Raw genomic sequence first — 14,884 nt, 5'->3', positions numbered from 1 at the left:
TCCCCGAATCGTCAGGTCGGCGGATAGAGGACCCGAACCGACCGCGGAAGCGGCTGTACCGCAATACCGCAACGTGTCGCCGCCGCCATGAAAGAGTCTGGCCGGGGGTTTACGGGCCAGGGCGCTTCCCCGGCCGGACCGAATACTGCGGCCGCATTCGCCGCGGGGCCGGTCGTGAATCGCGTCTGATATCGGATGCCGTCGAACTCGACATCAAACGCCGCCGCCCACGCCCGGGGGATGCCATACGGTGTCATCGAACACAACTCCCGCGTGAGCCCGAACGCGGCAGCCGCGCCGTCGCAGGTGTCCGCGAGGTCATGGGCACCCGGTACCCGCAAAGTCGACAGCACCCGCTCGGCCGCGAAGTTGTGGGCGATCACCCCGAGCGAGGCCAACGCCTCCCCCACCGTCTCGCGGATCGCCGTCATCTCATCGAAGGCGACATAACACGTACCCCGCGGTGCGGACAGATCGAAACGTCCGCCACCCGAAGAAGAAAACCACCACGGTCCATTCGAGACCCGGTGACCACGCTTGACTTGCCGCCTCCCGGTCAACCGCCACCCGGGAAACCCCGTCAGCGTGCGCTTCCGGGCACCCGCAGAGCAACGTCCTCCCTCACACCGCCCACCGCTGCACATCCGCGCGAGCCGCCGCCAGCACCGGGTCGACCCGGCCACCCTCGGTCAACCAATCCACCGCGGTCTTACCACCGAACGCGTCCTGCGGTGCCCGCAGCCATAGCGCACATGTCCACGGGTCCGCCCCAGCACGCAGAGCACGCCACACCTGCACTAGCGCCGGGTCGACAGTGCCGCTGCTGGTGAACTGCCACACCGGGTACACCCATTGGCCCTCCTCTAGTTGGCAGGCGATCACCGCCCCGGTCGCGACCTTCTTGCTCACCGCCTGACGACTGACACTCCACCACCGAGTCAGGCCGGCGGTATCGTAGAACGGGCCCAAGACCTGGTCATAGACATGGTGAATAGGGAGCGCAGCCGACATCGCATCTGCGATCGCCTGCACATCCGCGAACACATCAGTAGACACCCCAGCCGCAGCGGCCGCAGCGAACGTACGGTGCACCCGCTGCGACAGCTCCTCCATCAGCCGCTTCTCCTGCTCCACCAGCGACGTCACCGCCCACCCTCCCGTCAACCTTGTCAACCACGATGGTTCCCCAAGGGTTCAACCACGTCAACCAAAAGAGTCGATGGCAGCGATGAGTTGGTCGGTGAAGCTGCCACCACCGTGGCCGGCATCGTCGACGACGACGAGTCGACTGGTCTTCCAGAGGCGAGAGAGCTCCCACGCCGTGTCCAGCGGACCGGATACGTCGTGTCGGCCGTGGACGAGTACCGCGGGGATGCCCGTCAACCGGTCCATTCCCTCGCGTAGCTGGTTGTCTGCGAGGAAATGATCTCGACCCCAGTAGTGAGTGACCAAGCGTGCGAACACCATACGGAACGCAGGGTCGTGGTATCGGGGGTTCGGTGTCCACCCCGGTGCGAGAGAAACGTGGGTGTCCTCCCACTCGCACCACCGCAGTGCGGCGTTCTCGCGAACGGCTGGGTCGGGATGAGCGAGCAGGCGTGCGTATGCGGCGGCAAGGTTGCCCCCGCGTTCGCCGTCCGGCACGGGTTCGACGAACCGTTCCCACTCGCGCGGAAACACCCTCCGCATGTCGCGGGTGATCCACTCGACCTCTTCGCGGGTGCCCGTGGTGATTGCACCCAACGCCATGCCGATCACACGATCGGGATGACGCTGCGCGTAGACCAACGCGAGCGTGACGCCCCACGAGGCACCCGACACGACCCATCTGTCGATTCGGAGGTATTCCCGCAGTCGTTCGATGTCTTCGATCAGGTGCGCCGTCGTGTTCGTCGAGAGGTCGACGCCCGGATCATCCGCCAGTGGCCGGCTACGGCCGCATCCCCGTTGGTCGAACAGCACCGCCCGAAACGCATTGGGGTCGAAGAACCGGCGCATTCCCAGTGTGCAACCAGAGCCGGGGCCGCCGTGCAGATAGACCACCGGAGTGCCCGCAGGATTACCGACCGTCTCCCAATACAGGACCTGACCGTCGGAGACCTCCAGGAACCCGGACTCGTAGGGTTCGACAGCTGGATACAGCGCAACCATGGATTCCGAAAATACGCGCTTCCCGAATGGGCCGGGCGTTCATTGCCATGGGCAGTTCGATCGCTCATTCGGCGGCAGGTGGTACCTGATCCGGATCGTAGTCATCGATTCCAGCGGCAATCCTTTCTTGCTCGGTGCGGTGCTCCAGATAGTCATCATTGAGGCGGTCGGGGGACTTGCCGTGTTCACGTCGATCCCGTGGAGCTTGCTCGGTAGGATCGATCACGTCGTCGAGGGTGGGTTCGTCGGGTCGCTCTGTCACAGTTCCTCCTCACGTTCTTCCGTGCCATTCGCGTACCCCCCGCCCGCGCTGTGAAACGACCGACCGAACTTGCTCGGCTCCGCGGGATTAGATACGGAACAGTGCCAGCCACGCCGTTCGTCAAGATGAAGCGGTCGTCGATCGGCGACGCGGGCGGCGGAGGCGGAGCCTGCTGTAGGCGACGACTGCGAGGACGACACCGATGAGCACCAGCATGCCGATGCTGAACAGCCACCACGACGGAACGTGTTGCCAGAGCGGGTCGTCCTCCGTGCCGGGCGAGTTCGTGCGCAGATCCGCCGTCGAGGCGGCAGCGGCAAAGCCCCAGCGGGACGGGAACAGCCACGACAACTGGTCGAGCACGGCGCGGCCGGTGATGGTGATCATGCCGCCGCACATCACCAGCTGCACCATGATCGCGATCACGAGCATGGGCATAACCTGCTCGTTCGAGCGCGCCACCGACGACAACGCCATACCGAGCACCACGCAGGCGCAGGTTGTGACGGCGATGTCCACGATCAGTTCGAGTGCGCCCGAGGGGATGACCGTCCCCGGACCCGGCAGCCCCTTGCCGACGAAGACCACCGTGACCATCACCACCGACTGCACGACCCCCGCGGCGCAGAACACCACGATCTTCGCCGTCAGGTATGCGGATGGGAGCAGTCCGGCGGCGCGTTCCCGGTGGTAGATCAAGCGCTCACCGACGAGGTCGCGGATGGTCAGCGAGCAACCCATGAAAGTCGCGCCGAGAATCAGAACGACCAGGATTTGGTTCAACTCGCTCGACTCGGGTGGTGCCGGACCGAATCCGGTGTCGCCGGGCACGAGCACGGACAACCCGCCGAGGACGAAGGGCAGGAAGGACAGGAAGATCAGGTATCCCCTGTCGGCGCGGATCAGCCGAATCTGCCTTCGCGACACGGTGCTCCACTGCCTCCACCTCGAGGTGTGCGCGGGGCTCCCCAACGGTCCGGGCGGCGGCGGCGGACCCACGTCGACCGAGGTGCGGCGGGCTCGGTACTCGGCGAACACCTTGTCGGGCTCGGCCGCGACCCGGGCAAAGACATCGGCCCAGTCGGAGCTGCCCAGCATCGACCCGACCTCGTCCGGCGGACCCACGTAGGCGGTCTTCCCGCCCGGTGCGAGGAGGAGAACCTGATCGCACATCTCGAGGTACGAGAGCGAATGCGTGACGATGACGACGACGCGGCCCGAGTCGGCGAGGCGGCGCAACGTGCCCATGATCTGCCGGTCGAGCGCCGGGTCGAGGCCCGAGGTCGGTTCGTCGAGGATGAGGAGGGACGGCCCGGTGAGCAACTCCAGCGCCACAGATGCGCGTTTACGTTGACCGCCCGACAGGTGATCGACCCGAGTGTCCGCGTGCTCGGTGAGTTGCAGCTCGGCGAGTACCGACGCGATCACGTCCTCGCGGTCCGCCCGCGTCGTGTCCGGTGGCAGCCGCAGCTCGGCGGCGTAACCCAGCGCCTGCCGAATCGTCAATTGCCGGTGCACGACGTCGTCCTGCGGGACCAACCCGATGCGGGACCGCAGGACTTGATAGTTGGCGTGGACGCTTCGGCCCTCGAAGTCGACCACACCTTCGGTCGGGGTCAGTGAGCCGGAGAGAATGGTGGCCATCGTGGTCTTGCCCGCACCCGACGGGCCGATCACCGCGGTGAGCGTGCCCCGCCCTGCAATGAGATCCACTTCTTCGAGCAGTCGACGCCCGCCCTCGATGGTGAGTCCCACGCCGTGCACGTGCAGTCCGCTCACGGCCGGTGCCGTCGTTCGCCGCGGAACGAGCCGATCGCCCTCCACGCTGAAATCGGTGTTGCCGATCGTGACGACATCGCCGTCGTTCAGCCGGGCGCGGGTTACCCGGGCACCGCCGACGAACGTTCCGTTGACGCTCCCGAGGTCCTCGATCTCCAGTCCGGATTTCCGGGTATGGAGGACAGCGTGCCTGCGTGAGGCGAGTACGTCGCGGACGACCAGGTCACTGTCCGGCGCTCGACCCACCGTGACGGATCCGGCGGGTACCAGTTGATCCTGAGGACGGGTCGGGACCGCGTCGTCACGCGGGGCCCCGACTTCGACCGTCGACTCGTTCCATCGCGGGCCGACCGCCTGCTGCGTCGCCTCCGGATCCTCGACGAAGATGCGCACGACGGGTCCGTCGGACGCGTTGCCGAGGCGGACGGTGACGGGATCGGAGACGCGGAGCCTATCCCTGCGCTTGCCGTCGACGAAGAACCCGTTCTTGCTGCCCGCGTCGACGAGTTGCCAGCCGTCGTCCCAGCTCAGGCGCGCATGTTCCCGCGACACCGCCGGATCGATCACCGTAACTTCCATCTGTGGGTCACGGCCGATGCGAACGGTTTTCCCCGCGTCGTAGCTCACGCGGGCGTGCTCGGTCTCCACCACCACCCGCGGGCTCCCGGTGTCCGCCGCGTCGTCCATAGCCAAGGCCTCCGTCAGCGTCGTCCGGCGTCCGGATGTCGACTCGTCCATCGTCTCACGCAGCCGCGGTCGCTCGCGGACGAAGCGATCACCAGAACCGGCCGGTCCGGCCGTTCAGATCCGCGTGATTGTCGCCAGCCACGCCGGTGCGCCGTCGTCGTCGTGGAATCTAGTCAGTATCCGGTCCGGCTCGATGGTGTCGATATTCCATCCGGTCCCGGAGTCGAAGGCCGCTCTCAGCTCGTCGCGACTGACGGGGTGCGGGCCGGTTTCCGGACCATCATCGCTGAAGCACAACACATACAGTGTTCCCTGATGCTCGGTCACCGACGCCAGACTCGCCACGTATCCGCGCCGCTCGTCGTCGTCGAAGGTGTGAAACAGTCCGCAGTCGAGCACCGTCTCGAACATGCGCCCCACACGTTCCAGCTCGAACGCGTCCGCCACAGCGAAGTCGACCGCGAGTCCGCGATCGTCGGCTTTTTCTCGGGCGAGCACCAGGGCCGTCTCGGCCACGTCCACCCCCAGAACCGACAACCCGAGCGATGCGAGGTGCAGTGCGTTCTCGCCGCTCCCACAGCCCACATCGAGCACCGCTCCGGTGAATCCGCCAATGGATGCGAGGCGCACTATTGCCGGCTGCGCCCGGCCGATATCCCACGGCGCAGGGCCGTCGTGGTACGACGCATCCCAGGGCATCCCCGTCAGCCGTTCGTGGCTGGTGGGGCGGCGGTCTATGAAGGGATTTCCGTCACCTGTCATTGTTCTACTTCTCACCTCGTCAGCTGCGGTCGGCGCGCCTGTCGTCGAACGTGACCTGGATGTCTTCGTGGGCGACGGCACGTTGCGCCTGCGCCTGGTCGCTGAAGGTGCGCTTGTCCCCTTCGATGAGATCGACCTTGTCGGTGAACGGTGCGAGCAGGGCGCGCGGATGCAGATTGTCCACCCTCACCACATTGATCTCGACGCACAGCACGACCGTGACCCCGGCGAGGAACAGAAACGCCAACAGTCCCAGAACGATGGCGAATACACCGTTCGTGACCGAGGCGGTGCGTACCACGCTGCTGACATAGAAGGCACCGAACGTTTGCAGCATCTGCCACAGCACGGCCGCGGCCACCGCCCCGGGAACGACTTCTGCGTTGGACAACGGCCGTGCGGTGGTGAGCCGGAAGGCGAGAATGAAGATCCCGGAATTCAGGATCAGCGTGGCGACGATCAGAAGCACGCTGAGGGGTCCGTCGAGATGTGCGGCGGCACCGATGCCGGAGATCGCGGCGGTGCCGAGGACAGCCAGACCGATCGTGCCGAGGAGCAGCAAACCCTGACCGCGGGCGCGGATCGGGTCGGGCCGTTGATGGCGCGGCACCGACCACGCGGTGTTCATCGCGTTCTGGCACGCCAACGCCACGCCGAGACCTCCGTACAGGGCACCGACCACACCGATCACCAGACCGGCCCACCCACCACCTATCCGGTCCTGGGTCGCGAGATCGGTCCCGATTGCCGGGAACTGGCGCAGCGCCGAGTCGATGATGTCCTGCTGCAGGCCCGGATTGCCGGCGAGAACGAAACCGAGAACCGTGGACAGCAGGAGCAACAACGGGAAAAGCGAGATGAAGCCGTAGTACGCGATCAATGCGGCGAGATAGACGCCCTGATCGTCGAGAAACTTGTACAGCACGGCGATCGGGAATCCCAGCGCCGGGTGACGACGCTGAAGGGCGTCCAACCGCCTCGCAATGCTCATGTCCTCATCTTGCCCTGGCAGGCGGCGGAAGGCGCAGGTAAGAAGCATGCTGCGCTCGGACACCAGTGAGCTCCAGGGATTCCGCCGATCCTCGCCGAGCGGCACGATCACCGTGTTCCCGGATGGTTGGCGCGGACGTTCACCTCCGCGAGCGCGACCGTTCGCTCGATCCGACGCTGCCTGGTGTCCGGCCTCTTCGCCTTCGCGATCCACTCCAGGATCAGCCGCCGCGACGACGGCGGAAAGGCTTCGAAGTTGTTGCGTGCGTCATCATTTCGATCGAGCAACGTGCACAGGTCGTCCGGGACACTCTCCTCGTCCGGCAGCACCTGCCACGTTCCCTTGGCCATGGCCAGGTCGATCATCGCCTGACCCTGCTCGGTCATCAGACCGAGCTCGATCATCCTGGCCGCACGCTCACGATTCACCCGGCTCCAGGAACTCCGCTCGGTGCGCGGAGTGAATCGCAGCCGCGAGCTGTGCGCATCGTGCTTGCGGTGCACACCGTCGATCCAGCCGAAGCACAGCGCCTGCTCGATCGCCTCCGCGTAGCGCACGCTCGCGGTGCCACTGTCCTTGTGGTGAAGGACGAGCCACACTTCCTTCTCGGACCGACAGTTCTGTGCGAGCCAGTCCCGCCATTCGGCGGACGTACTCGCGGACACGGTGCTCACCTCAGGCTCCTGTCCGGGATCCGAGGACGTCGAGGTAGTGCTGGTTGTACATCACGCCGAGGACGTTGCCGAACGGGTCGACGACGGAAGCGGTGACGAATCCGGGTCCATGCTCGACCGGCTTGGCATGCACGACGGCGCCCAGGGACAGCAACCGTTCGAAGGCGGCCTCGACGTCGTCCACCGCCCAGTAGGTGATTCCCGCCCCAGCCTCACCTGTCCGGCTGTCCGCCGCGAATCGACGGTCGATGATGCCCAACTCGTGCTGGTAGTCGCCGATCCGGAATTCGATATACGCTGGCGCTCCCTGCACCTCGCGCACGAAGTACGGCTCGATGCCGAGCAGTTCGGTGTACCAGTCCCGTGCAGCCGAGAGGTCGTCCGCGAAGAAGTTGACGGTGGTGAGTCCTCGCAACATGTGTGGTTCCTTCCATCGGTGAGTGACAAGAACCATCTTCCGCCCCAAAGTGCTCACCAAGTGAGCACTTTCTGGAGGAGACTTCACCTATGCGCGCAGACCGCCTCGTCGCCACCCTTCTACTCATGCAGTCGCGTGGCCGCGTGACCGCCGCCGAGCTAGCCGAGGAACTCGAAGTGTCCGTCGCCACTGCCCGTCGCGACCTCGAGGCCCTGTCGGTGGCGGGCATCCCGGTCTATCCGCAACCCGGCCGCGGAGGTGGTTGGTCACTCGTCGGTGGCGCGCGCACCGATCTGAGCGGCCTCTCGGCAACGGAGGCGCAGGCCCTTTTTCTGCTGGTGGGTCCGGCCGCGGCTGTCTCGGACGAGGCGAAAGCCGCGATGCGCAAACTCGTGCGAGCCCTTCCGCAGACCTTCCGGGCCGATGCTGAGGCCGCTGCCAGCGCCACGATGATCGACCCGACCCGGTGGGGTGAGCGGGACCGCCGCCGACCCGAGATGGTCAACCTTCTGCAGGATGCCGTGATCCGCCGACGCAAGGTACGACTGACGTACAACAACAGCGCCCGACAGCAATCCGAGCGGCTCGTCGACCCGTGGGGGCTGGTCGACAAAGATGACACCTGGTACCTGCTTGCCGGAACCGACAAGGGGCAGCGCACATTCCGCGTCGACCGCATCGTTGCCAGCGAGCCCACCGACCACCCGGCCGAGCGGCCCGACGACTTTGCCCTCGCCACCGCGTGGGAGCGGATCGTCGGGCAGATGGAGGAGAAGCGGTCACGCACGTGGGCCACCGTTCTCATCGAAGCGCGGTTCGTGCCCATACTCCGCGACCACTTCGGCCGCCACTGCCACACCGACGCCGAGCTCGACGACGGCCGCGTCCGCGTTCGCCTCGCCGCACCCACCCCGTTGGATATCGCCCGCAACCTCGCCGGGTGGGGTGTCATGGTCGAGGTTCTGGACCCATCGTCGGTGCGATCCGAACTCGCACGGATCGGCGGTGAACTCGTCGGCCGCTATGGTTCGGGTTGATCATTCCCCGGACGACTGGGTCGGGGCCGACGTCAGTGCCTTCGCGGCGCACGGCGGCGAGTGACATCGGCGACGACGTCGGCGAGTGCCTCGTCGATCACACCGCCGCTACGGGCGGTCATCGTCGTCCAGGATGTCTGCACGGCGCAGCCGTCACCATCGGTGATCTCGTTTCGAAACACCAGGACATCTTGTCCGTGCGACTCCCGGAACGACTCGAGAGTCGACTCGCAGTAAAGCTGGTCTCCCACCCGAACAGGTCTGTGTACCACGATGCGCTGGTCGGTGTGCAGAACCTGACTCAAATCGTAGACCGTCACGAATTCGGTGAAAAGATGCTGCTGGACAATGGAACCCAGAATCGACGTGAACGTGATCGGCGCGATCAACGTTCGATAGCCGAGTTCCGCGGCACCCTCCTCGAGGTGGTGCGCCGGGTGATCGTCGTGCACTGCACCGGCGAACTCGCGGATCTTCTCGCGCCCGACCTCGTAGTAACCCGGCATTCGATAGGTGTGCCCGACCAGTGCCGCAACCTGGTCGCTCACAGTCAATTCGGCTGTCATAAGGCGAGGCTGAACTGCATGACGTCGATGTAGCCGTCGCGGAAGTAATTCGCGCAACCGCTCAGGTACTTCATGTAGGTGTCATAGGTCTGCTGCGAGGCGGCCCTGATCGCCTCCTCGCGGTGCTCGGCCAGGGCGGTGGCCCACGAATCGAGCGTCCGCGCGTAATGCTGCTGCAGCGGCTGTATCCGCTCCACCCGAAATCCGGCCTTCTCCGCACCTGCCACCACCCATTCCGGTTCCGGCAGTTGACCCCCCGGGAAGATCTCGTACTGAATGAACTGTCCGAAGAGTAGAACCTCCCGATTGATAGGCAAGCCCAGCTCTCGGATGCGGTGGCGGTTGATCTGAGTGATGGTGTGCAGCAACATTCGACCATCTTCGGGCAGTATCTTCCGGCATCGCCGGAAGAAGGTGTCGTAGCGTTCACGCCGAAAGTGTTCGAAAGCACCGATACTGACGATCCGGTCTACCGGCTCGTCGAAATCTTCCCAGCCCTCGAGGCGCACCTCCGCCGCGAGATCACCGAGGGGCAGCCGCGAGAATTCCTCGTTCACGTGCTCGAACTGGTTACGGCTCAACGTCAACCCGATGACGTTCACCTGGTACCGGTCGATCGCCCGCAGCATGGTGGACCCCCAGCCACACCCCACGTCCAGCAGCGTCATACCCGGTCGCAGATCACATTTACCCAACGCGAGGTCGACTTTGGCGATCTGCGCCTCTTCGAGACTCATCTCGTCACGTTCGAAATACGCACAGCTGTAGGTACGAGTGGGATCGAGGAACAGGGCGAAGAACTCGTCGGAGAGGTCGTAGTGGGATTGCACATCGGCGTAGAACGGGGTCAGTTTGTCCACCGCGCGACCCACCTCTCGTGACCAGTGCAGATGCACCAACATCGAGCTGGCTGCTTAGCTCACGAACCTTTTCACTGGAGCGATGACGTCGACCCCTCGGAGACGACGCCACCGTCCGGCTGATCTCAAGATACCCACTGCGTGCTCGGCCCGCGACCGGAACTCCATGAAAATGTGCGTTGGGCACTCCGCTCCCGCGCCGCTGACTCAGTGTGTGGTCAGCGATACCTCCGTGGTGGCGGTGGTGTGCACCTCGGTGCGCTCCACGCGCAAGCGCGAGACCGCCAACGCGGCGAGACCGAAGGACACGGCGACAAGTACGTAGAGCTGAGCCGGGGACCAGTGCAGATCGAGCAGGGCCCCCGCAACGATGGGTGACGCGATCGCTCCGATCCGGCCGATACCGATACCCCACCCGACGCCCGTGGCCCGGACCGCGGGGGCATACACCGAGGGGGTGATCGCGTACAGGCCGGCGATACACCCGTTGACGAACACGCCGATGAGAGCACCGAGGGCGAAGGCGAGCACGATGGTCGCGGTGGTGGGCACGAACACGGTGAGCAGCACACCCGCGACGAGCATGTAGGCGATCAGCACCCGCTTCAGTGCGAACCGGGCCGACAACGCCCCGAGCAGAGTGGCGCCGAAAATGCCCCCGAGGTTGAGGAGCACGCCGCCGGTCACGCCCTGATTCGCCGACATACCGGCCTCGACCAGGAGCTTGGGGGTCCAGCTGGTGACGAAGTAGAACCCGAACATCGCCATGAAGAACGCCGACCACACCAGCAGGGTGTTGCGACGCTGCTGCGGTGCGAGCAACGCCCGCATCTTCGATCCGCCTTCGGCGGCGTCCTTGACCCTGGGAGCCGGCAACACGGTCAGACTGTCCTGACCGACCTTCGCGGCGAAGGCGTTGATGCGCTCGAGGGCCCTGGCCGGGCGACGTTCGAGGAGGAAGTCGATCGATTCGGGCAACCGCAGGTAGACGACGGGAATGATGGCAGCAGTACACAATCCACCGAACAGGAACACCGACCGCCATCCGTAGGACGTCTGCAGGACCACCGCAATGATGCCGCCGAGGGTGGCACCGATGGCGTAACCGGTCGAGTTGAGGCTCACCGCCAGACCGCGCCACCGCGTCGAGGCGTACTCACTCGCGATCACGTTGCTGCTGGCCAAGATTCCGCCGATGCCGATGCCGGTCAGTGCGCGCAGCAGCCCGAGTTGCATCGCGCTCTGACTGATCGCGGACAGCAACATGCCCGTGGACGCCAGCACCAGGCACAGCAGGATCATCGCCCGCCTGCCGATGGTGTCCGCCCAGGGCGCGAGGAACAGCGACCCCGCCGCCATACCGAACAACCCGGCACTGAGCAGGAGGCCGAGGACAGAACCTGACAGTGCCCATTCCTTCGACACCGACTGCGCTGTGAACGCCATTACCAGCACATCGAAGCCGTCGAGGACGTTGAGTAACACGCAGATCGCTACCGCTCCCCACTGGTACCGCGTCATCGGACTCCCGTCGATACGCTCACGCAAGTCGAACGTCATCTGATCTCTCCCTTTTCTCGGCAGCTCAGCGCTGCACGGTCGTGACGCGTACCGGCAAGGACTTCCAGGAACGCAACGTGTTGTTGAGGTGGCGCCGAACCGGGCCCACGATGTCGATCGACTCCACCCGGGACGCCAGCGCTGTCAACAGCGCCTCGGATTCGAGCCTTGCCACGTGCTGACCGACACATTGATGAATGCCCATTCCGAATCCGACGTGCCCGGAGGGGTTTCGGGTGAGATCGAAGGCGTCCGGGTTGTCCCATCGGCGAGGGTCCCGGTTTGCGGCGCCGAGGAACATCAGGATCTTCTTGCCGTCCGGGACGACGGTGCCCGCGATGTCGATGTCGCCGGTGGCCGTGCGGAAGAACGTCTGGACCGGCGACTCCCACCGCACCGCCTCGTCGAAAGCGGTGCGCGCCAGAGCGGCGTTCTGCCGCAGCAGCGCCCACTGGTCGGGGTGACGCGCGAACGCGTAGAGGACGGCGGCGAGCCCGTTGACCGTGGTGTCGACGCCCGCCGTCAAGAGGGAGCGAACCACGAGCGGTGCCTGCTCGTGCGTGATGTCACCGCGATCGGCAGCCGCCCAGATCTGCGCTCCGAACCCGTCGTCGGCGAGTACCTCGCGGCGGCATCGGTCAGCGACCCAGGCCGACAGTTCGGCCACTCGGGGTGCACCCCGCTCCACCAAACTGTTGACGGGACCGAACGCATTGAACGCGTGGTCCCCGTAGGGCAGCAAGTTCTCGCGGCCCTCCTCGGGAAGTCCCACCGCGTCGGGAAAGACCCGGAGCGGGAACGCAGCGGCCAGATCGGTGACCGCATCGAACTCTGTGGACTCGAGTAGCCGGTCGACGAGCACTTCCGCGTCGGCGAACCACGCTGCGCGCAGTTTCTGCAGTGCGCGGGGTCCGAGAATCTTGCTCAACACGGCCCGTGGTGCGTCGTGGTGCGGGGGATCCGCTTCGAGCAGAAGGCTCGGTGGCCGCCACGGCTGCTCGTACCGGAAGTTGGTCAACCCGACACCGGCGGCAGACTGGAACGACTGCCAGTCGGTCAGTGCGGTGTGGACCTGTTCGTAGCGCCCCATCGCGAACACGTCGTACCGACTCAGGTAGACGACGGGGCCGGCATCACGCAGCTGCGCTTGAAACGGCAACGGATCTTCCAGGACACCCAGTGCGAACGGGTCGGCGTCGCTGACGGGGAGGGTGGGGGCAGGGGCGAACATCGTCACGGTAAAGGTCCTTCGCTGGTAGTCAGAGGTCGAGCACGAGACGGTCGGAGCAGGACCTGGACACGCAGATGAACATGCAGTCGGCGGCGGACCGCTCTTCGTCGTCGAGGATGGAATCGCGATGATCGGGTTCGCCCGCGAGGACGGTGGTCTCACAGGTTCCGCAGGTGCCCTCGCGGCAGGAGGACAGAACGTTGACGCCGGTTGCCTGCACGGCATCGAGCACACTGGCACCCGGTGTCACCGTGACCACCGAGCCGGAACGGGCCAGTTCCACCTCGAAGGCTTCGTCCCGAACCGGTGCGCCACGTTGCTCGGGCACGAACCGTTCCGTGCGCAACTTCCCGGCAGGCCAACCGGCGCAGAGTGATTCGGTGGCTGCGAGGAGAGACGACGGCCCGCAGACGTAGACTTTCGCATCGGTGCCGGACAGCGCGCCGATCCAGGACGGAAGGTCGAGACGACCCACCTCGTCGTGGGGTGCGACGACGACCCGCTCACCGTAGGACTCGAGTTCCGCGAGGAACGCCATCGACCCACGGGTACGTCCACCGTAGAGCAGCTGCCAGTCGATCCCCAGAAGGTCCGCCTGGTGGATCATCGGGATGAGCGGCGTGATACCGATTCCGCCGGCGATGAACAGGTACCTCGGCGCGGGAACCAGCCGGAAGTTGTTGCGGGGACCGCCGGTACCGACGAGATCACCCACTGCGAGCCGATCGTGGATGAAGGCAGACCCTCCTCGTCCGTCCTGCTCGCGCAGTACCCCCACCCGATAGGTGTAGGCGTCCCATCGGTCGCCGCACAACGAGTACTGGCGGGTCGCACCCGAGGGCAGCATGACATCGATGTGGGCGCCCGGTGCCCAGTCCGGCAACCGTCGGCCCGCCGGGTGCCGCAGCGTCAGCGCGACAACGTCTTGCGCTACGTCCTCCTTCGCGACGACTTGCAGGGTCGCGTCCACCGCGGCACTGGGGGCGATCACATTTTCCGGCATCTGGCACTCCTCGATCTGGCTGTCCGTCGAGGATCATCGACAGCCGGATATCGGCACCACACCACTTTCAATAGTTGAAAGTAAATCTGTAAGCCGGGTCACTACAGTGCGTGAACGGTGTCTGCCATCACCCGCGAGATTCCCCGTGCCGCCGCCTTGAGGGCCGGGATCTGCGCGTAGGCCATCTCGTTGGGCACGACGACCGACAGCGCGGCAAGAACCCGACCGGACGGGTCTCGGATAGGAACCGCGACCCCAGTTGTGTTGGGGTAGATGTGACCCGCACACAGGATGTAGCCATGCTTGCGCACATCTGCCAGCGCGGTTCGCAACTGGCGCTCGGTGCGGATCGTCCTGTCGGTGAAGACCTTCAACGGCTCGCGCAGAATCCGCTCCTGTAGTTCGGCCGGCCCGTGCGCGAGCAGAACCAGGCCCGACGACGACGCGTGCAGGGGCATGCGACCGGCGATGCGGGTGTAGTTGACCACGGCACCGGGCGCACTGAGTCGCTCGATGAACAGCACCTCGTCGCCCTCGAGCACTCCCAGCTGTGTGTGTTGTCCGACCACCGAGTGCAGGTCTTCCATGAAAGGCATCGCCGCCTCCCTCAGTCCGAGAGTCGGCGATGCCCGGGAGGCCACCTCCCACAGCCGCACCCCGATCCGCACGCGGCGATTCTCCCGCTCGAGCCAGCCGCACCCGACCAGCTCGTCGATCAACCGCGAGGTGGTGGACAGGTGCAAGCCCGATCTGCGAGCTATCTCCGACACCGTCAGCAGGGAATCATCCGAGTGGAACGACTCCACGATCCGCACCGCCCGGGCCAGAACCGACTCACCGGTGTGCACACGCGCCATGTCACCAGTGTGCACCGAGAAGAATCCCGCGGAGGAAACTGCACCA

At 65.5% G+C, this 14,884-nt stretch carries 16 protein-coding genes; 1 reads left to right on the top strand and 15 read right to left on the bottom strand.

What is annotated here, in order from left to right:
- Positions 1-11: 11 nt before the first annotated feature.
- From ACH49N_RS11415 to ACH49N_RS11375, 9 genes are all read right to left on the bottom strand, one after another.
- Positions 12-473, bottom strand: coding sequence for an RES family NAD+ phosphorylase (locus ACH49N_RS11415; RefSeq protein WP_358272651.1), 462 nt, complete (start codon positions 471-473; stop codon positions 12-14).
- 148 nt (positions 474-621) lie between these two features.
- Positions 622-1,113 carry a hypothetical protein gene (locus ACH49N_RS11410; protein WP_358272653.1) on the bottom strand — a complete coding sequence of 164 codons (492 nt, stop codon included), beginning with the start codon at positions 1,111-1,113 and terminating at the stop codon, positions 622-624.
- 90 nt (positions 1,114-1,203) lie between these two features.
- Positions 1,204-2,151 carry a prolyl aminopeptidase gene (gene pip, locus ACH49N_RS11405; protein ID WP_358272365.1) on the bottom strand — a complete coding sequence of 316 codons (948 nt, stop codon included), beginning with the start codon at positions 2,149-2,151 and terminating at the stop codon, positions 1,204-1,206.
- 64 nt (positions 2,152-2,215) lie between these two features.
- On the bottom strand, positions 2,216-2,413 hold the full coding sequence (locus ACH49N_RS11400; RefSeq protein ID WP_358272367.1) for a hypothetical protein: 198 nt from the start codon (positions 2,411-2,413) through the stop codon (positions 2,216-2,218).
- Between the two features lie 120 nt (positions 2,414-2,533).
- Positions 2,534-4,879 carry an FHA domain-containing protein gene (locus ACH49N_RS11395; RefSeq protein ID WP_358272654.1) on the bottom strand — a complete coding sequence of 782 codons (2,346 nt, stop codon included), beginning with the start codon at positions 4,877-4,879 and terminating at the stop codon, positions 2,534-2,536.
- A 114-nt stretch (positions 4,880-4,993) separates the two neighbouring features.
- The gene (locus ACH49N_RS11390; RefSeq protein WP_250767320.1) at positions 4,994-5,641 is read right to left on the bottom strand and encodes a class I SAM-dependent methyltransferase; all 648 of its coding nucleotides are present in this window, start codon (positions 5,639-5,641) and stop codon (positions 4,994-4,996) included.
- A gap of 19 nt (positions 5,642-5,660) precedes the next feature.
- A complete protein-coding gene (locus ACH49N_RS11385) occupies positions 5,661-6,632 on the bottom strand; it encodes a YihY/virulence factor BrkB family protein (RefSeq protein ID WP_159923119.1) in 972 nt (323 codons plus the stop codon).
- A gap of 107 nt (positions 6,633-6,739) precedes the next feature.
- On the bottom strand, positions 6,740-7,306 hold the full coding sequence (locus tag ACH49N_RS11380; RefSeq protein ID WP_358272368.1) for a YdeI/OmpD-associated family protein: 567 nt from the start codon (positions 7,304-7,306) through the stop codon (positions 6,740-6,742).
- Between the two features lies 1 nt (position 7,307).
- Positions 7,308-7,724 (bottom strand): VOC family protein, encoded by a 417-nt coding sequence (locus ACH49N_RS11375; RefSeq protein ID WP_358272369.1) that lies wholly within the window; start codon positions 7,722-7,724, stop codon positions 7,308-7,310.
- 89 nt (positions 7,725-7,813) lie between these two features.
- Between ACH49N_RS11375 and ACH49N_RS11370 the strand changes: the two genes are divergently transcribed.
- Complete coding sequence (locus ACH49N_RS11370) at positions 7,814-8,761, top strand: YafY family protein (protein ID WP_358272370.1); 948 nt, start codon at positions 7,814-7,816, stop codon at positions 8,759-8,761.
- A gap of 32 nt (positions 8,762-8,793) precedes the next feature.
- Here ACH49N_RS11370 and hadA read toward each other — a convergent pair whose 3' ends face one another.
- From hadA to ACH49N_RS11340, 6 genes are all read right to left on the bottom strand, one after another.
- Positions 8,794-9,327: a (3R)-hydroxyacyl-ACP dehydratase subunit HadA gene (hadA, locus tag ACH49N_RS11365; RefSeq protein WP_159923111.1), complete on the bottom strand. Its 534-nt coding sequence runs from the start codon at positions 9,325-9,327 to the stop codon at positions 8,794-8,796.
- Positions 9,324-10,187 (bottom strand): cyclopropane mycolic acid synthase family methyltransferase, encoded by an 864-nt coding sequence (locus ACH49N_RS11360; RefSeq protein WP_358272372.1) that lies wholly within the window; start codon positions 10,185-10,187, stop codon positions 9,324-9,326. The genes hadA and ACH49N_RS11360 overlap by 4 nt, the downstream gene beginning before the upstream one ends.
- A gap of 207 nt (positions 10,188-10,394) precedes the next feature.
- Positions 10,395-11,747, bottom strand: coding sequence for an MFS transporter (locus ACH49N_RS11355; RefSeq protein WP_358272373.1), 1,353 nt, complete (start codon positions 11,745-11,747; stop codon positions 10,395-10,397).
- A 25-nt stretch (positions 11,748-11,772) separates the two neighbouring features.
- Positions 11,773-12,978, bottom strand: coding sequence for a cytochrome P450 (locus tag ACH49N_RS11350; RefSeq protein WP_358272656.1), 1,206 nt, complete (start codon positions 12,976-12,978; stop codon positions 11,773-11,775).
- 28 nt (positions 12,979-13,006) lie between these two features.
- The gene (locus ACH49N_RS11345; RefSeq protein ID WP_250767295.1) at positions 13,007-13,981 is read right to left on the bottom strand and encodes a PDR/VanB family oxidoreductase; all 975 of its coding nucleotides are present in this window, start codon (positions 13,979-13,981) and stop codon (positions 13,007-13,009) included.
- Between the two features lie 101 nt (positions 13,982-14,082).
- A complete protein-coding gene (locus ACH49N_RS11340; RefSeq protein WP_358272374.1) occupies positions 14,083-14,838 on the bottom strand; it encodes an IclR family transcriptional regulator in 756 nt (251 codons plus the stop codon).
- Positions 14,839-14,884: the final 46 nt, after the last annotated feature.

The sequence above is a fragment of the Rhodococcus sp. NPDC019647 genome, assembly GCF_044389235.1.
Classification (GTDB): Bacteria; Actinomycetota; Actinomycetes; order Mycobacteriales; family Mycobacteriaceae; genus Rhodococcus_F; species Rhodococcus_F oxybenzonivorans.
Note: the sequence above shows the minus strand (reverse complement) of the source record. Positions and strands in the feature narration are given on the sequence as shown.